Genomic DNA, 17,871 nt, shown 5'->3' on the forward strand with positions numbered 1-17,871 from the left:
GCCAAGCCCGCTCCGGCGGGGAAGAAGAAACTCAACCATGGCCACTATCCACGTAGACGGCAACGATTTTGAAGTCGATGGAGCGGACAACCTGCTACAGGCTTGTCTGTCTCTGGGGCTCGACATTCCCTATTTTTGCTGGCACCCCGCTCTTGGTAGCGTCGGTGCGTGCCGCCAGTGTGCGGTCAAGCAATACAGCGATGAGAACGACAAGCGCGGCCGTCTGGTCATGTCCTGCATGACACCTGCGACCGACAACAGCTGGATTTCCATCGACGATGAAGAAGCCAAGCAATTTCGCGCCAGCGTTGTTGAATGGTTGATGACCAACCACCCGCATGACTGTCCGGTGTGCGAGGAAGGCGGTCATTGCCATCTGCAAGACATGACTGTGATGACCGGTCACAACGCCCGGCGCTATCGTTTCAGCAAACGCACACACCAGAATCAGGAACTCGGCCCTTTCATCGCTCACGAGATGAACCGCTGCATCGCCTGCTATCGTTGCGTTCGCTATTACAAGGACTACGCCGGCGGCACCGACCTCGGCGTGTACGGCGCCCATGACAACGTCTACTTCGGTCGCGTTGAAGACGGCACGCTTGAAAGTGAGTTCTCCGGCAACCTCACCGAGGTCTGCCCGACTGGCGTATTCACCGACAAAACCCACTCCGAGCGCTACAGCCGTAAATGGGATATGCAGTTCTCACCGAGCATCTGCCACGGCTGTGCCAGCGGCTGCAACACCAGCCCGGGTGAGCGTTATGGTGAAATCCGCCGCATCGAAAACCGCTTCAACGGCTCGGTAAACCAGTATTTCCTCTGCGACCGTGGTCGCTTCGGCTACGGCTATGTCAACCGTAAAGACCGCCCGCGCCAGCCGATGATGATGCTCAGCAAAATGAAGATGGGCATCGATTCTGCGCTAGATCAAGGCGCTGCATTGCTCAAGGGCAAGCGAGTTGTCGGTATCGGCTCCCCGCGCGCCAGCCTTGAGAGCAACTACGCGCTACGCGAATTGGTCGGCCGTGAGAATTTCTACTCAGGCATAGCAGCCGCCGAACAGACCCATATCGCCATGGTCCTCGACATCATGCAAAACGGGCCGCTGCCGGTGGCCAACCTGCGTGATGTAGAAAGCCACGATGCGGTGTTCGTATTGGGTGAAGACCTCACCCAAACCGCAGCACGCCTGGCGCTTGCTTTGCGCCAGTCGGTCAAGGGCAAAGCCACTGAAATTGCCGCCTCAATGAAAATTCAGGATTGGCACATGGCAGCGGTGCAAAACGTCGCTCAAGACGCAATGAATCCACTGTTTATAGCCAGCGTAACCGCGACGCGCCTCGACGATATCGCCGAACAATGCGTGCACGCCGCTCCCGATGACCTGGCCCGTATTGGCTTTGCCGTCGCCCATGCCATCGATCCAAGCGCACCCGCCGTGACGGGCCTTGAGGCTGAAGCCGCCGAATTGGTGCAACAGATTGCCGATGCCTTGCTCAACGCCAAGCGTCCGCTATTGGTTGCAGGTACATCGCTGGGCAATAAAGCGTTGCTTGAGGCCGCAGCGAATATTGCCAGTGCGCTGAAAAATCGTGAGAAAAACGCCTCGCTCAGCATGGTCGTTGCGGAAGCCAACAGCCTCGGCCTGGCGCTGCTGATGGGTGACGACTTCGCAACCCAGTCGGTAGATGCCGCGCTCAACGCCCTGACTTCAGGTGAAGCTGACGCTCTAGTGGTGCTGGAGAATGATCTCTATCGCCGCGCTGATGCCGCTGCCGTCGATGCTGCCCTTGCAGCCGCTAAAACCATCATCGTTGCCGACCATCAGCACACACCAACGGTTGCCAAGGCGCATCTGGTGCTGTCTGCGGCCAGCTTCGCCGAAGCCGATGGCACGCTGGTTAGCAGCGAAGGACGCGCGCAGCGCTTCTTCCAGGTTTTCGAACCGAGCTATTACGACGACAAGATTCTGGTCCGCGAAAGCTGGCGCTGGCTCCACGCCCTGCTCGCCACGCGTCAAGACCAGCCAGTCGATTGGACCCAGCTTGACCAAGTAACGGCGGCCTGCGCGGCAAGTAGCCCACAACTGGCTGCTATTACCGAGGCAGCGCCAAACGCCTCGTTCCGCATCAAAGGTCTGAAACTGGCTCGCGAACCGCTTCGCTACAGCGGCCGCACAGCCATGCGCGCCAATATCAGCGTGCACGAGCCGCGTCAGCCGCAGGATAAAGACAGCGCCTTCGCTTACTCGATGGAAGGTTATTCGGGCAGCAAGGAAGACCGTCAGCAAGTTCCCTTTGCCTGGTCGCCGGGCTGGAACTCGCCACAAGCATGGAACAAGTTTCAGGATGAAGTCGGCGGGCATATTCGCGCAGGCGACCCGGGCGTTCGTTTGATCGAGTCCAAGGGCCAGACGTTGCCATGGTTTGCCCCAACCGCAGCATTCAACCCAGCGCAAGGCACCTTGCAGGCTGTGCCGCTGCATCATTTGTTCGGCAGTGACGAAACCTCTGCATTGGCCGAGCCTATCCAGCAGCGCATCCCGGCGGCCTACATCGCGTTGGCCAAGGAACATGCCGATCAGCTTGCAATCAATGAGGGAGCCTTGGTCAGCTTCAGCATCAATGGCCAAACCCTGTGTTTGCCGGTGCGGATAACTGAAGAGCTGGCAATTGGCCTTGCGGGCCTGCCAGTTGGCCTGAGCGGTATTCCAGCCATCGTTGCCGGCGCCAGCATCAGTAACCTGCAGGAGGGCGCGCAATGAATTGGCTTACGCCTGAACTGATCGATGTGCTGATTGCAGTACTCAAAGCCGTGGTCATTTTGCTGGCCGTGGTGATCACCGGTGCCTTGCTGAGTTTTATCGAACGGCGTCTGCTCGGCTGGTGGCAAGACCGTTATGGTCCGAACCGTGTCGGTCCCTTCGGCATGTTCCAGATTGTCGCGGACATGCTGAAGATGTTCTTCAAAGAGGACTGGACGCCACCCTTCGCCGACAAATTCATTTTCACCCTGGCGCCGATGATTGCCTTTGCCGCGATGCTACTGGCCTTTGCGATTATCCCGATCAGCCCTAATTGGGGAGTTGCTGACCTCAATATCGGCATCTTGTTTTTCTTTGCAATGGCCGGTTTGTCGGTCTACGCCGTGCTTTTTGCTGGCTGGTCGAGCAACAACAAGTTCGCCCTGCTTGGCGCATTGCGCGCATCCGCTCAGACCGTTTCGTACGAGGTGTTCCTGGCCTTGGCGCTGATGGGCGTTGTGGCGCAGGTCGGCTCGTTCAACATGCGCGATATCGTTGAATATCAGGCCCAGCATCTATGGTTCATCATCCCGCAGTTCTTCGGCTTTTGTACCTTCTTTATCGCTGCGATTGCGGTGACGCACCGTCACCCGTTCGACCAGCCAGAAGCAGAACAAGAGCTTGCCGACGGCTACCATATTGAATACGCCGGTATGAAATGGGGCATGTTCTTCGTTGGCGAATACATTGCGATCGTCACCGTCTCGGCGCTGCTGGTCACCCTGTTCTTTGGTGGCTGGCATGGGCCGTTTGGGCTGCTGCCGCAGATTCCGTTTATCTGGTTCGCGCTCAAGACCTGCTTCTTCATCATGATTTTTATTTTGTTGCGCGCCTCTATTCCGCGCCCACGATATGACCAAGTCATGGCTTTCAGCTGGAAGTTCTGCTTGCCGCTGACCCTGATCAACCTGCTGGTGACCGGCGCATTAGTGCTGGCCGCGGCCCAGTAAGGAGTTTCCCATGTTCACTTATATCAAGGACGTCGTTTACGGCACCTACACCCAGCTTCGCAGCATGGTGATGGTGTTCAGCCACGGCTTCCGTAAACGCGACACCCTGCAATACCCGGAAGAAGCTGTTTATCTGCCACCACGCTACCGTGGCCGGATCGTACTGACCCGCGACCCTGATGGCGAAGAGCGCTGCGTGGCCTGCAACCTGTGTGCGGTCGCTTGTCCAGTTGGCTGTATCTCGCTGCAAAAGGCTGAAACCGAAGATGGGCGCTGGTATCCGGACTTTTTCCGGATCAACTTCTCGCGCTGCATTTTCTGCGGTTTATGTGAAGAAGCCTGCCCAACCACGGCCATCCAACTGACACCTGACTTCGAGATGGGTGAGTTCAAACGTCAGGACCTGGTCTACGAAAAAGAAGACCTGCTGATTTCCGGCCCTGGCAAGAACCCTGACTACAACTTCTATCGCGTTGCCGGTATGGCCATCGCCGGTAAGCCGAAAGGCGCCGCGCAGAATGAAGCCGAGCCGATCAACGTAAAAAGCCTGCTCCCGTAAGGACGCATATGGAATTCGCCTTCTATTTCGCTGCTGGCATTGCCGTAGCAGCCACGTTCAGGGTTATAACCGGTACTAATCCGGTGCACGCCCTGTTGTACCTGATCGTCTCTTTACTGGCGGTCTCCATGACCTTCTTCGCCCTCGGTGCTCCATTTGCCGGTGCGCTGGAGATCATCGTCTACGCAGGCGCGATCATGGTGTTGTTCGTGTTCGTGGTGATGATGCTCAACCTCGGCCCCGCCGCAGTTGAGCAAGAGCGCAAATGGCTGACGCCAGGTATTTGGGTCGGGCCATCCATTTTGTCTGCGCTGTTACTTGCACAGTTGCTCTACGCCCTGTTCAGCAGCCCAAGTGGCGCCGTTATCGGCACCCAGACGGTCGATGCCAAAGCGGTCGGCATCAGCCTGTTTGGCCCATATTTATTGGTGGTTGAGCTGGCTTCGATGCTGCTGCTGGCGGCGCTGGTTGCGGCTTATCACCTGGGCCGCCATGAAGCTAAGGATGTGAAGCCATGAGTGCGATTCCAATGGAGCATGGCCTGGCGCTTGCGGGCCTGTTATTCAGTCTCGGCCTGATTGGCCTGATGGTTCGGCGCAATATTTTGTTCGTGCTGATGAGCCTTGAAGTGATGATGAACGCCACCGCCCTAGCCTTCGTAGTCGCGGGCAGCCGTTGGGTTCAAGCCGACGGCCAAGTGATGTTTATTCTGGTGATTACCCTTGCAGCGGCTGAGGCCAGCATTGGCTTGGCCATTCTGTTGCAGCTGTATCGCCGCTTCAACACGCTTGATATCGACGCAGCCAGTGAGATGCGCGGATGAATCTATTATTTTTGACCTGCCTGTTTCCTTTGCTTGGCTGGCTTGCCCTGTCATTTTCAAGGGGGCGTATCTCAGAGAACCTCGCCGCATTGATTGGCGTAGGCTCAGTTGGCCTCAGCGCCCTTACGGCTGCCTGGGTCATCCTGCAATTCAACATCAACCCACCGGCTGACGGCGTCTACACCCAAGTGCTGTGGCAGTGGATGAGCGTTGAAAGCTTTACTCCAAGCTTCACCCTGTATCTGGATGGCTTGTCGGTCACAATGCTCGGCGTGGTGACTGGCGTAGGTTTTCTGATCCACCTGTTTGCCAGTTGGTACATGCGCGGCGAGGAAGGCTACTCACGCTTCTTTTCCTATACCAACCTGTTTATCGCCAGCATGCTGTTTCTGGTGCTGGGCGATAACCTGTTGTTCCTGTACTTCGGTTGGGAAGGTGTTGGCCTGTGCTCGTACCTGCTGATTGGTTTTTACTTCAAGCACCGCGCCAACGGCAATGCAGCACTGAAAGCCTTTATCGTCACCCGTATCGGTGATGTGTTCATGGCGATTGGCCTGTTTATTCTGTTCCAGCATCTGGGCACGCTGAACATTCAGGAGCTGATGGTTCTGGCACCACAGAAGTATGCAGCCGGTGACAGCTGGCTGTGGATTGCAACCCTGATGTTGCTCGGCGGCGCCGTCGGTAAATCGGCGCAGTTGCCGCTGCAAACCTGGCTGGCTGATGCGATGGCTGGCCCGACGCCAGTCTCGGCGCTGATTCACGCGGCCACCATGGTGACCGCCGGTGTTTACCTGATCGCGCGGACCCACGGCCTGTTCCTGTTGACCCCGGAAATTCTGGAGTTGGTGGGCATTGTCGGTGGCGTGACCTTGGTCCTCGCCGGCTTTGCGGCGCTGGTGCAGACTGATATCAAGCGTATTCTCGCCTACTCGACCATGAGTCAGATTGGCTACATGTTCCTCGCGCTGGGTGTTGGCGCTTGGGATGCGGCGATCTTCCACCTGATGACTCACGCCTTCTTCAAAGCCCTGTTGTTCCTGGCCTCGGGCGCGGTGATCAATGCCTGCCACCACGAACAGAACATCTTCAAGATGGGCGGTTTGTGGAAGAAACTGCCACTGGCCTATGCCAGCTTTATCGTCGGTGGTTCGGCGCTGGCTGCTTTACCGCTGATTACCGCAGGTTTCTACTCGAAAGATGAAATCCTTTGGGAAGCATTCGCCAGCGGCCACAGCTACCTGCTTTATGCAGGGTTGCTTGGCGCATTCCTGACTTCGATCTACACCTTCCGCCTGATCTTCATCACTTTCCATGGCGAACCCAAGATCGAAGCGCATGCTGGCAAAGGTGTTGCTCATTGGCTGCCATTGACGGTACTGATCATTCTTTCAACCTTCATTGGGGCGCTGATCACGCCGCCTCTGGCCGGAGTCCTGCCTGAAAGCGTTGGTCACGCCGGAGGCGATGCTCAGCATCGGCTGGAGCTGGCTTCAGGCCTGATCGCTATCGCTGGAATATTACTTGCTGCGCTGTTGTTCCTTGGCCAGCGCCGGGTTGCCAGCGCAATTGCCAACAGTGCGCCGGGGCGCTTGCTGTCTGCCTGGTGGTTTGCTGCATGGGGCTTCGATTGGCTCTATGACTGGCTGTTCGTCAAACCCTACCTGCTTATCACGCGCCTGCTGGTACGCGATCCATTTGATCGCACGATCAGCATTATTCCGCGCAGCACACGTATCGCTCACTTGGCGCTTAGTCGCTCAGTCACCGGTAGCCTGCGCTGGTATGCCATGTCCATTGCCGGGGGCGCCGTTCTCGTGCTTGCCCTGCTGCTTCTGAATTAAGGAAAACCGACAGTCATGATTCTGCCCTGGCTAATCCTTATCCCCTTTATTGGCGGCCTTTTGTGCTGGCAATTCGAGCGCCACAGCAACACGCTGCCACGCTGGATCGCCCTGTTTACCATGCTCTCACTCTTTGTGTTGGCGCTCTGGCTGTGGATCACCGGTGACTTCACTCTCGCCCCGGCACCGGGCGGTGACCCCGTTTGGGCGCACGAGTTTAAGATGCAGTGGATCCCGCGTCTGGGCATCACCATCCATTTGGCGATGGATGGTTTATCAGTGCTCATGGTGGCGCTCACCGGCCTGCTCGGCGTGCTGTCGGTGCTCTGCTCATGGAATGAAATCCAGAACCGGGTCGGCTTCTTCCACCTCAACCTGATGTGGATTCTCGGCGGCGTGGTCGGCGTATTCCTCGCGGTTGACCTGTTCCTGTTCTTCTTCTTCTGGGAGATGATGCTGGTACCGATGTACTTCCTGATTGCCCTCTGGGGCCACAGCGGCAGCGAAGGCAAGACACGGATCAACGCAGCGACTAAGTTCTTCATCTACACCCAGGCCAGCGGTCTGGTGATGTTGATCGCAATTCTCAGCCTGGTATTCATTCACTTCCAGCAAACAGGCGACTGGACCTTCAACTACGCTGATCTGCTGCGTACCCAGTTCGAGCCGCATACCGAATACCTGCTGATGCTGGGCTTCTTTATCGCTTTCGCGGTCAAGTTCCCGGTGGTGCCATTCCACTCCTGGTTGCCCGATGCCCACGCACAAGCGCCAACTGCGGGCTCGGTTGATCTTGCCGGTATTCTGCTGAAAACCGCAGCCTATGGCTTGATCCGCTTCGCCTTGCCGCTGTTTCCCAATGCATCGGCGGAGTTCGCACCGATCGCCATGTATCTGGGGGTGTTTGCGATTATCTACGGCGCGCTGCTGTCCTTTGCTCAGACTGACATCAAGCGCTTGATCGCCTACTCCAGCGTTTCGCACATGGGTTTCGTGCTGATTGCAATCTATTCAGGCAGCGAGATCGCCATGCAAGGCGCCGTAGTGCAGATGATGGCTCACGGTCTTTCAGCTGCTGCACTGTTCATTCTCTGTGGTCAGCTGTACGAACGTCTGGGCACTCGCGACATGCGCCAAATGGGCGGTATCTGGGGGCGTATGCCTTGGCTCCCGGCAATCAGCCTGTTCTTTGCCGCTGCCGCGCTGGGCATGCCGGGCACGGGGAACTTCGTTGGTGAGTTCCTGATTCTGATCGGTAGCTTCCCGGGCGCACCTTGGATCACCTCTATTGCGGCGACTGGCTTGGTGTTTGGCTCGGTCTACTCGCTGATCATGATTCATCGTGCCTACTTTGGTCCGAGCAAATCAGATGAACCGTTACTCGGCTTGAAAGCACGCGAGCTAAGCATGGTTCTGGGCCTTGCTGGCCTGCTGGTTTTGCTCGGCGTTTACCCGCAGCCGGTGCTCGACACCTCCGCCGCCAGCACCCACGGTGTGGTGCAGTGGATGAGCAGCGCGTTTAATCAACTTGATCAGGCTCGGTAAGCAGTTTTATGGACTTTACGACTCAACATTTACTCGCCCTGCTACCGCTGCTGATCACCAGCTTGACTATTGTCGCGGTCATGCTGGCGATCGCCTGGAAGCGCAATCACGCCATGACCTTCGGCATCTCGGTCATCGGTCTTAATCTGGCGCTACTTTCAGTTTTTGCCGCCATCAGCGTTGCTCCGTTACAGGTAACGCCGCTGTTGATGGTGGACAAATTCGCCTGCTTCTACATGGTGCTGGTGCTTGCTTCAACACTCGCCTGCGTCACCTTGATTCATGCCTATCTGGGCGGCGAGTCGGGCAAGGGCTACCCCGGCAACCGTGAAGAACTGTACCTGCTGATTCTGCTCAGCGCGGCAGGTGGCTTGGTTCTGGTCAGCGCCCAGCATCTGGCTGGCCTGTTTATCGGCCTTGAACTGTTGTCCGTCCCCACTTACGGGATGATCGCATACGCGTTCTTCAACAAGCGCTCGCTCGAAGCTGGCATCAAATACATGGTGCTCTCGGCGGCGGGTTCAGGCTTCCTGCTGTTTGGTATGGCCCTGCTTTATGCGGAGTCTGGCAGCATGAGCTTTGCAGGTATCGGCCAAGCGGTGACTGCTGGTGGCGCACCGAGCCTGCTGGTTGAAATTGGTTTTGGCATGATGCTGGTCGGTCTTGGCTTCAAGCTGTCACTGGTGCCTTTCCACTTATGGACAGCTGACGTCTACGAGGGCGCACCAGCACCAGTGTCTGCCTTCTTGGCGACGGCGAGCAAGGTGGCGGTGTTCGCCGTGCTGTTGCGCCTCTATGAAGTCTCACCGGCGGCAAGTGGTGGCTGGCTGACAGAGTTGCTGACCGTTCTTGCCATCGCCTCGATTCTGTTCGGTAACCTGCTGGCGCTGCTGCAAAACAACATCAAGCGATTGCTGGGTTATTCATCCATCGCCCACTTCGGTTATCTGCTGATCGCATTGATCGCCAGCAATGGCCTGGCGATTGAAGCAGTGGCGGTTTACCTGGCCATGTATGTCCTGACTACGCTCGGCGCGTTCGGGGTTATCACCTTGATGTCGACGCCGTACAAAGGCCGCGATGCCGACGCGCTGTACGAGTACCGTGGCTTGTTCTGGCGCCGTCCGTACCTGACTGCAGTGCTCACCGTTATGATGCTGTCGCTGGCGGGTATTCCGCTGACCGCAGGCTTTATCGGTAAGTTCTACATTATCGGCGTCGGTGTTGAGTCGCAGCAATGGTGGCTGCTCGGCGCGCTGGTGCTCGGCAGCGCGATTGGTGTGTTCTATTACCTTCGGGTCATGGTCACCTTGTTCCTGGTAGAACCTAACCTGCATCGCCATGACGCCCCATTTGACTGGGGCCAACGTGCAGGCGGCGTGATGCTGATGGTGGTTGCCTTCCTGGCATTCTTCCTCGGCGTTTACCCACAGCCGCTGCTTGTGTTGCTGGCGAAGTTCAGCATCGGTTAAGCGCGTAAGCGCTGCGCTTTAACAGCCAGCGCTCAGATCAAATGCCAGTCAGTTCTGCTGACTGGCATTTTTGTTTCCGATTAAATAATTCGCACACGCCCAATGCCCAACGCCGATTTAGGTCTCAACCTTTGAGGGCAAGCTTTGCGTTGTCATATCTTACTCCGCAGGGTGGATGACGCTGTTTTCATCCACCCTACGGAGCTCAATACATCACCGAACTACACACCTCAATTTACGCCTCTACCACGGTGGACAAGCTTCGCGTTGTCGCACCCTACGCTGTAACCGCTCATAAAAAACGCGGTGCCAGAGGCACCGCGTTTATATGTGGCTAATTTGCTATCTATAGCGATTACAACACCATCGCCGCAACCCAGCCGAACACCAGCAGCGGTAAGTTGTAGTGCAGAAATGTCGGCACCACACTGTCCCAGATATGGTTGTGCTGGCCATCAACATTCAAACCTGAGGTCGGCCCCAGCGTTGAGTCGGATGCAGGGGAACCTGCGTCGCCGAGCGCACCGGCAGTACCCACGATGCAGACAATCGCCAGCGGGCTAAAACCCAACTGGATGCCCAGCGGTACGAAGATCGCAGCAATAATTGGCACGGTCGAAAAGGATGAGCCGATACCCAGCGTCACCAGCAAGCCGACCAGCAGCATCAACAGCGCGCCTATACCTTTGTTATTGCCAATCATCCCGGCGGCATCATCAACCAGGTGTTTGACATCGCCGGTGGCCTTCATTACTTCGGCAAAACCGGCGGCGGCAATCATGATGAAACCGATCATGGCCATCATTTTCATGCCTTCAGTAAACAGGCCGTCGGCTTCTTTCCAGCGCACCACGCCAGACACCGAAAACACCACAAACCCGGCCAGCGCGCCAATGATCATCGAGTCCAGCCACAGCTGTACAACGAAGGCGATAGCAACCGCCACAGCGGCTACCAGCAAGCTACGCGGGTTGTACTTAACGTCGACCCGCTCGACCTGCTCGACTTGTTCAAGGTCGTAAACACGCTTTTTGCTGTAGCTGAAAAATACAGCGACCAGCAGGCCGCAGAACATGCCCAACGCAGGCAACGCCATGGCATGGGTCACGCTTATGCCGCTGATATCAACGCCCGCTTTGGCTACATTGGCCAAGAGGATTTCATTGAGAAATATACCGCCAAAACCAACAGGCAAGAACATATAAGGCGTGACCAAGCCGAAGGTCAGCACGCAGGCGATCAGCCGGCGGTCGAGCTGCATTTTGCTCAATACATAGAGCAGTGGCGGCACCAACAACGGGATAAAGGCGATATGAATTGGCAAGATGTTCTGCGACGCAATGGCGACACAGAGCAGCAAAGCGATCAGCAGCCATTTCAACGCAGCAGTACCGGTGCCACTCTCGGCCTTTGCTCCCACCAGAGCCACAGCCTTATCGGCCAGCGCATGGGCCATGCCTGATTTGGCGATTGCCACAGCAAATGCACCGAGCAGCGCGTAAGACAACGCGACTGTAGCGCCGCCGCCCAGCCCATTGTTGAAAGCTTCGAGTGAGCCGCTAAGACCCAAACCACCGATCATGCCGCCGGCCAATGCGCCGACAATCAACGCCACCACCACGTGCACCCTGCACAAACTGAGGACCAGCATGATGCCGACCGCTGCTACGACTGCGTTCATCAATTGCTCCCTAGAGCTCGACTAAAATCTATGGAAAAACATCTATATGCGGCGATCTGCCAAAAAATTCGGCCACTTTGCCCCATGCGCTTTAGGCTGTCAAAAGTTCTCGCCAACTGGCGCCCCAGTTGCATCCGCAGGCAGTGACAGCCAGCCAAAGCAGCAGTCTGACCTGATTAGCCAGTGCAATTGGCGTTTGCATACTTGCCGTCAGCCCCATTTACTCGCTAGCCTGCGTTTTTTTACAGGGAGTACTGCATGCTTAACATCGCAATCGTCGCGGGTTCCAGCCGCAATAACAGTCAATCGGGCAAAGTTGCCCGTTTTCTTCGCAACCGGCTGATACAGCTGGATCTGACCAGCGAGACGCAAAGTCATGTCATCGACCTCGGTCTTGCCCCTCTTCCACTCTGGCCGGCAGAAGATACTGGGCCGTGGGGACTTTTCAGTCAGCAATTGGAAAGTGCTGACGCCGTAATCATCGTCGCACCTGAGTGGAATGGCATGGCTTGCCCGGCGATAAAGAACTTCTTTATCTACGCCAGCAAAACCGAGCTCGCGCACAAGCCAGGGCTGCTGGTTGGCGTCTCATCCGGGATTGGCGGCAGCTCTCCAATTAGCGAACTACGCGCGTCGAGCTACAAAAACTGCCGATTGTGCTACCTGCCAGAGCATTTGATTGTGCGGCATGCCGAACAGATGTTGAACATGCCCGAGCCACAGTCCGAAGATGATCAGCGCATACGTACGCGGATTGATTACGCGCTGGATATCCTCGGCAAGTACGCCCACGCACTGAAACCTGTGCGCGAGTCAATCGACATGACGGCCTTCACCAACGGGATGTAAGCCTCATTATCGAGTGTTATTAAGCCCGGTTAACGCCGGGCTTTTTATTGCCTGTACTTCACAAACTATCCCTCGAAACCAAGCATTTCTGCAGTTTTATTTCTGAGCGTGAGCGCTGAGCAATAAAAACTACATTTCGGGTGTTTTTCTTAATAAAGAAAAACACGACCTAGCCGATAGTTCGGTATCGAAGGTTTTTACAAAGGAACATCGCATGATGCTCAACCGGCTATCAATCCAACTCAAAATCACTCTGCTGGCAGGCTTGTGCCTGGTGGCGATTGTGACATTGTTGGTAGGTGCATCGCTCTATCAAGCCAAGCAAAGCGCCAACCTGGTCAGCGCATCAAGCAGCGAGATGCTCAAAGAAAGTGCCGAGTTGCGGCTGAAGTCACGGGGCGAACTGCAAGCGATCCGCATCCAGCGCTATTTCATGGACTCGTATCAGTACGGTAAAGGCTTCTCGCGGCAGATTCTGTTCCTGCGTGAACAAGCCGAGAAACGCTTCCTCGATGCCTTTGACCTACGTGAAGACCTCACACGCCAGGTACGTACCAGCCTTGAAGCCAACCCGGCGATTCTTGGCCTGTACTTGATATTTGAACCCAATGCCCTAGATGGCAAAGATGAGTTATTCGCCGATCAAGCAGAGTTAGGCAGCAATGAACAAGGCCGGTTTTCGCTGTACTGGTCACAGTCAACGCCGGGCCAGCTGGAGTCGGAAACACTGCCTGAGGAAGACCTCACTAAAACCGAAACCGGCCCAAGTGGTGATCCCTACAACGCTTGGTATACCTGCCCGCGCGACACGGCTCAGCCTTGCGTGCTAGAGCCATACTTCGATGATGTGGCTGGTAAACAAGTACTGATGACCAGCATTGCCTTCCCGCTGCAAGTCGACGGCAAAGTATTAGGTGTGGTCGGCCTTGATATCAGCCTCGACAGCCTTCAACAGCTGAGTGCGCAGGCCAATAGCGAGCTCTACGACGGCCAAGCACACGTCAGTATATTCAGCCCGGCAGGCTTGATTGCCGGCCACAGTCTGGACGCCAGCATGCTCAGCAAGTCGCTGGACAAGGCCTTTCCAGAGCAAAGCAACGAAATCCAGACATTGATCACCGCCGGCAAATCAGCCGCGTTGCATCAAGCCGAGATGCTGCGTGTAGTCGAGCCATTCAGGCCAATTCCTGAGGCCAAATCCTGGAGCGTGATGATTCAGGTACCGGAGCAGGTGTTACTGGCCCCTGCCCTGAAACTCCAGGCTCAACTTGATGACCGCAGCACGCAAGACAGCACTGTTTCACTGCTGATCGGTTTGGTTGCGGTGATATTTGGCTTGCTACTGATGTGGCTCACCGCTCGTGGTGTTACGCGGCCGATTATCGGCGTCTCGACCATGCTTAAAGACATCGCCAGTGGCGAAGGAGACCTGACCAAGCGCCTGAATTACACCAAACAGGATGAACTCGGCGAACTTGCCAGCTGGTTCAACCGTTTTCTCGACAAGTTGCAGCCGATCATCGCCGAGGTTAAGCGCAGCGTGGTAGATGCGCGGGCCACCGCCGACCAGTCGGCGTCGATTGCCAGCCAGACCAGTGCAGGGATGCAACAGCAATTCCGTGAGGTTGATCAGGTCGCCACCGCATTCCAGGAAATGAGTGCAACTGCACACGATGTCGCGCAAAACGCAGCACAAGCCGCTGAGGCTGCGCGCAGTGCTGACCATGCGACCCGTGATGGGCTCGGCGTGATCGACAAAACCACCTCATCCATTGAGTTGCTCGCCAATGAGATGAGCGTGGCCATGCAAGAAGTTGAAGGGCTTGCCGCCAGCAGTGATCAGATCGGTTCGGTACTTGAAGTGATTCGCTCCATCGCCGAGCAAACCAATCTTCTGGCACTGAACGCCGCCATTGAAGCGGCGCGTGCCGGTGAAGCAGGTCGAGGCTTTGCCGTGGTTGCCGATGAAGTTCGCAGCCTGGCTAAGCGCACGCAAGACTCCGTGGAGGAAATTCGTCAGGTCATCGAAGGTCTGCAAAGCGGCACGCGTGAAGTGGTCAGCACCATGAACAGCAGCCACCGCCAGGCTCAAGGCAGCGTTGAACAAGTTGAGCATGCGGTTGCCGCACTGCAGCGCATCAGCGAGGCCGTCAGCATCATTACCGATATGAACCTGCAGATTGCCAGTGCCGCTGAAGAGCAAAGCTCGGTGGCGGAGGAAATCAATCGCAATGTGGCCTCGATACGCGATGTCACCGAGTCAATCACCAGCCAGGCTGATGAGTCCGCGCAAGTCAGCCAGGATCTCAACCGCCTGGCCAACCAGCAACAAAGCCTGATGGATCAATTCCGGGTTTAAGCGCCCGCCCCACCCAGCTCTCGGTTATCTGTGACCAGTAATCACTGATAACCGAGCTGCTTGGCAACTCTTCAATCCCTACCTCTGGGCTGCGAGTAGCAACCTGAAGATGTTTCGAAGGGGATGATTTGGCGCGGATCGCTCTGCGCTAACGCTACGCAGTCGGCCCATGATCCGTATTCAGCTTGTGCTGGAGACTTATGTGCCGTGGCGGCAGCACGATACATACATTCAAGCCGCCTAGCGGGCTTTCTCCCAAGGTGATCTCACCGCCCCAAGCATCGACGATGTCGCGGACAATGCCCAGGCCCAAGCCATGACCACTGACTTGCTCATCAAGGCGAATCCCACGGCTCAAAACGTCTTCACGGCGCTCAGCTGTAATCCCCGGCCCATCATCACCGATCTCAAGTTGATAGCCCTTGGCGTTGGCCGTGATCGACAACAGCACCTGAGAATTAGCCCACTTACAGGCGTTATCCAGCAAGTTGCCCAGTAGTTCGAGCAAGTCTTCGCGGTCCCATGGCAGACGCAGGCCAAGCGGTGCTTGCCAGTCGAGTTTTAAGCCGCGGTTGTGAATCATCTGCAACGTACTGAACAAACCGGGCAACTCTGCAGCGCAATCAAAATGCGCACCGGGCAACGCCTCACCGGCAAGACGCGCTTTATTGAGCTCACGCCCTAAGCGCTGCCCGATTTGTTCAAGAGATTCTTCAAGTTTTTTGCGTAACTCTGGATGAGCCTGTAACTCGCTGCGCGACGACAGGTTAACCAACACCGCCAGCGGTGTTTTCAATGCATGGCCCAGGTTACCCAAAGCATTACGCGAACGGCGCAAGGTTTCCTCGGTATGAGCCAGAAGATGGTTGATCTGTTCCACCAGCGGCTCAAGCTCGATCGGTACTTGGTTATCTAAAGCGCTGAGTTGGCCTTGTTGCAACTGGGCAATCTGCTCGCGGGTGTTTTCCAGCGGACGCAAAGCACGGCGAACGATGCTGCGCTGCAGGATCAGAATCAGAATCAAGGCTCCGAGTCCGAGCCCAAGACCGATAATTTGCACATTGCGTACGCTTTTGAGGATGGGTGTGTAATCCTCGGCCACGTAGATAATCAGTTTCTCCCCGAAGCGCTGATAATCCCCCCGGTAAGTCAGCAAGCGTTGATCTTGCGGGCCTTCGCTCAAGCCGTCTTGCAATCCAGGCATTTTTCCCGGCGGTAATTCACTGTCCCACAAGGAGCGAGAACGCCATGTTGTGTCAGCGAAATCAATGCGAAAATACAATCCTGAGTACGGACGTTTGTATGCCGCGCTAAGCCGCTCCTCATTCAGTTGGAAGCCCTGTGGGCCACGTACCAATGCGACAATCAGCGACTCGGCTTCATCTTTGAGCCTGAGTTCGATCTGCTCACGCAAACTGTGCTCAATCACCCATAACGAGGCTTGTGCCAGCAGTAACCCAACGACCAGCAGAACCGCCACAAGGCCTAAACTCAAACGCCGTTGCATTGATCTCAATTGCTGGCACTGCTAAAGCGATAGCCTTGGCCACGGCGGGTTTCTATCACTTCCCGACCAAGCTTGCGGCGCAGATGATTGACGTGAACTTCAATCACATTGGAATCGCGCTCTGTTTCACCATCATATAAATGATCGGCCAGATGACTCTTCGATAGAATCTTGCCAGGATGCATCATGAAATAGCGCAACAGGCGAAACTCCGCAGCTGTGAGGTCTATTTCAGTGCCTTGCTGCATAACGCTTTGACGCCCTTCGTCAAGCTGCAGGCCAGCGGCTTCAAGCTGTGGCTGGTTGGCCAGGCCGCGGGCACGGCGCAATAGGGCCTGAATTCGTAGCTGCAACTCTTCGGGGTGAAAGGGTTTGCTCAGATAGTCATCGGCACCGGCTTTCAAACCCGCGATGCGGTCAGACCAGGAATCGCGGGCGGTCAGAATCAACACCGGAGTTGCAAGCGCGCCACTGCGCCACTGCTGCAATACATCGAGACCGGGAAGACCGGGCAAACCCAGATCCAAAATAATCAGGTCGTAAGGCTCACTCGCTCCCTGATAAACCGCATCACGGCCATCAGCCAACCAGTCAACGGCATAGCCTTGTGCGGTTAAACTGGCGAGTAATTCATCGGCCAAGGGTACATGGTCTTCCACCAGCAACAGGCGCATTCAGTCGTCTTCCTCATCCTTCAGGATTCGCCCATCCCGGGCATCCAGTTCCAATTCACGCACCTGGCCTTGCTGCGTCAGGAGCTCAATTTCATAGACTAGTACATCATCTTCTTTCTCAAGCTCCGCCTCCAGCAACGTAGCATTCGGATAACGTTGCATGGCAGGACGCATAAGCTGCTCAAGTGGCTGTATTACGCCTTCACGGCGTAAGCGCAAGGCTTCATCCTGATCAAGGTCGCGTGAGTACGCAGTCTGAGACAGTGTAAGGGCAAGCAACCCTGCCAGCAGAAATGTTTTAAGCAGGACCTTCATTAGTCGTCCTGATGGTTTTTGAGCATTTTGCCAGTGCTGGCGTCGAGTTCAACATCCCATTTGATGCCGTCTTTATCCTGAACATCGAGCTTGTAAATGTATTTACCGTACTCTTGCTCCAGTTCAGTTTCGTCAATCCGGCCGCCGGGATGCAGATTTAACACCTGTTCATTAAGTACCTGGAAGTCTTTGACGGTTCCGGCGTCACGCAGTTTTACGGCTTCATCCGGGCCAAGATCACGGGCGCTGGCCATGCCAGCACAAAGCCCGAGCACGGCGATCATGCCCAGAGTTGCAAAGCGTTTCATAATCGGTCTCCCATAGGGTTGTTGTCGATGCTGAACACCTTACTCAACTTGACTTAAACCAAGCTGAATAAACCCACACTCGACTGACAATCAATGTAGGAAACCTCTGGCTTTTCAGGCGCCCTTTAGCGTCAGCTATTCACACAGTGAAGTCACTTGGCCTGCGCGCTAGACGCTCT

14 protein-coding genes and 2 pseudogenes are annotated in these 17,871 nt (G+C 56.0%); 11 read left to right on the top strand and 5 right to left on the bottom strand.

Going from position 1 to position 17,871, the window contains the following annotated elements:
• Positions 1-37: 37 nt before the first annotated feature.
• From nuoG to nuoN, 8 genes are read left to right on the top strand one after another with little or no spacing between them, the layout of a single operon-like run.
• Complete coding sequence (gene nuoG, locus ACN0UH_RS11500) at positions 38-2,767, top strand: NADH-quinone oxidoreductase subunit NuoG (protein WP_417662169.1); 2,730 nt, start codon at positions 38-40, stop codon at positions 2,765-2,767.
• Complete coding sequence (nuoH, locus tag ACN0UH_RS11505) at positions 2,764-3,756, top strand: NADH-quinone oxidoreductase subunit NuoH (protein WP_417662170.1); 993 nt, start codon at positions 2,764-2,766, stop codon at positions 3,754-3,756. Before nuoG ends, nuoH begins: the two co-directional genes overlap by 4 nt.
• A 10-nt stretch (positions 3,757-3,766) precedes the next feature.
• Positions 3,767-4,315, top strand: a complete 549-nt coding sequence (gene nuoI / locus ACN0UH_RS11510) for an NADH-quinone oxidoreductase subunit NuoI (RefSeq protein WP_087516784.1) — start codon at positions 3,767-3,769, stop codon at positions 4,313-4,315.
• Positions 4,316-4,323: 8 nt separating this feature from the next.
• The gene (gene nuoJ / locus ACN0UH_RS11515) at positions 4,324-4,833 is read left to right on the top strand and encodes an NADH-quinone oxidoreductase subunit J (protein WP_417662171.1); all 510 of its coding nucleotides are present in this window, start codon (positions 4,324-4,326) and stop codon (positions 4,831-4,833) included.
• Positions 4,830-5,138, top strand: coding sequence for an NADH-quinone oxidoreductase subunit NuoK (nuoK, locus tag ACN0UH_RS11520; RefSeq protein WP_087516782.1), 309 nt, complete (start codon positions 4,830-4,832; stop codon positions 5,136-5,138). Before nuoJ ends, nuoK begins: the two co-directional genes overlap by 4 nt.
• Positions 5,135-6,982: an NADH-quinone oxidoreductase subunit L gene (gene nuoL / locus ACN0UH_RS11525; RefSeq protein WP_417662172.1), complete on the top strand. Its 1,848-nt coding sequence runs from the start codon at positions 5,135-5,137 to the stop codon at positions 6,980-6,982. Before nuoK ends, nuoL begins: the two co-directional genes overlap by 4 nt.
• Positions 6,983-6,997: 15 nt before the next feature.
• Positions 6,998-8,527, top strand: a complete 1,530-nt coding sequence (gene nuoM, locus ACN0UH_RS11530) for an NADH-quinone oxidoreductase subunit M (protein WP_417662173.1) — start codon at positions 6,998-7,000, stop codon at positions 8,525-8,527.
• Positions 8,528-8,535: 8 nt separating this feature from the next.
• Positions 8,536-9,999, top strand: a complete 1,464-nt coding sequence (gene nuoN, locus ACN0UH_RS11535) for an NADH-quinone oxidoreductase subunit NuoN (protein ID WP_417662174.1) — start codon at positions 8,536-8,538, stop codon at positions 9,997-9,999.
• Between the two features lie 355 nt (positions 10,000-10,354).
• Here nuoN and ACN0UH_RS11540 read toward each other — a convergent pair whose 3' ends face one another.
• Entirely contained in the window at positions 10,355-11,680 is a 1,326-nt protein-coding gene (locus ACN0UH_RS11540; RefSeq protein ID WP_417662175.1) for a Na+/H+ antiporter family protein, read from the bottom strand.
• Positions 11,681-11,938: 258 nt separating this feature from the next.
• On the opposite strand from ACN0UH_RS11540, the gene ACN0UH_RS11545 reads away from it, so the two are divergent.
• The 3 genes and pseudogenes from ACN0UH_RS11545 to ACN0UH_RS11555 form a co-directional block, all read left to right on the top strand.
• Positions 11,939-12,529 (top strand): NADPH-dependent FMN reductase, encoded by a 591-nt coding sequence (locus ACN0UH_RS11545; RefSeq protein ID WP_417662176.1) that lies wholly within the window; start codon positions 11,939-11,941, stop codon positions 12,527-12,529.
• A gap of 433 nt (positions 12,530-12,962) precedes the next feature.
• Positions 12,963-13,982 (top strand): annotated as a pseudogene (locus ACN0UH_RS11550) (chemotaxis protein); the annotation flags it as partial.
• Positions 13,983-14,372: 390 nt separating this feature from the next.
• A pseudogene (locus tag ACN0UH_RS11555) lies at positions 14,373-14,888 on the top strand (methyl-accepting chemotaxis protein); the annotation flags it as partial.
• A 154-nt stretch (positions 14,889-15,042) separates the two neighbouring features.
• Here ACN0UH_RS11555 and ACN0UH_RS11560 read toward each other — a convergent pair.
• The 4 genes from ACN0UH_RS11560 to ACN0UH_RS11575 are packed head-to-tail and all read right to left on the bottom strand — an operon-like array spanning position 15,043 to position 17,692.
• On the bottom strand, positions 15,043-16,404 hold the full coding sequence (locus ACN0UH_RS11560; protein ID WP_417662177.1) for a sensor histidine kinase: 1,362 nt from the start codon (positions 16,402-16,404) through the stop codon (positions 15,043-15,045).
• Positions 16,401-17,069, bottom strand: coding sequence for a response regulator transcription factor (locus tag ACN0UH_RS11565; protein WP_417662178.1), 669 nt, complete (start codon positions 17,067-17,069; stop codon positions 16,401-16,403). Before ACN0UH_RS11565 ends, ACN0UH_RS11560 begins: the two co-directional genes overlap by 4 nt.
• A complete protein-coding gene (locus ACN0UH_RS11570; protein ID WP_417662179.1) occupies positions 17,070-17,384 on the bottom strand; it encodes a PepSY domain-containing protein in 315 nt (104 codons plus the stop codon). It abuts the gene before it with no gap.
• Positions 17,384-17,692: a PepSY domain-containing protein gene (locus tag ACN0UH_RS11575; RefSeq protein WP_417662180.1), complete on the bottom strand. Its 309-nt coding sequence runs from the start codon at positions 17,690-17,692 to the stop codon at positions 17,384-17,386. Before ACN0UH_RS11575 ends, ACN0UH_RS11570 begins: the two co-directional genes overlap by 1 nt.
• Between the last annotated feature and the right edge of the window lie 179 nt (positions 17,693-17,871).

It is taken from the genome of Pseudomonas sp., from assembly GCF_048265905.1.
GTDB lineage: Bacteria > Pseudomonadota > Gammaproteobacteria > Pseudomonadales > Pseudomonadaceae > Aquipseudomonas.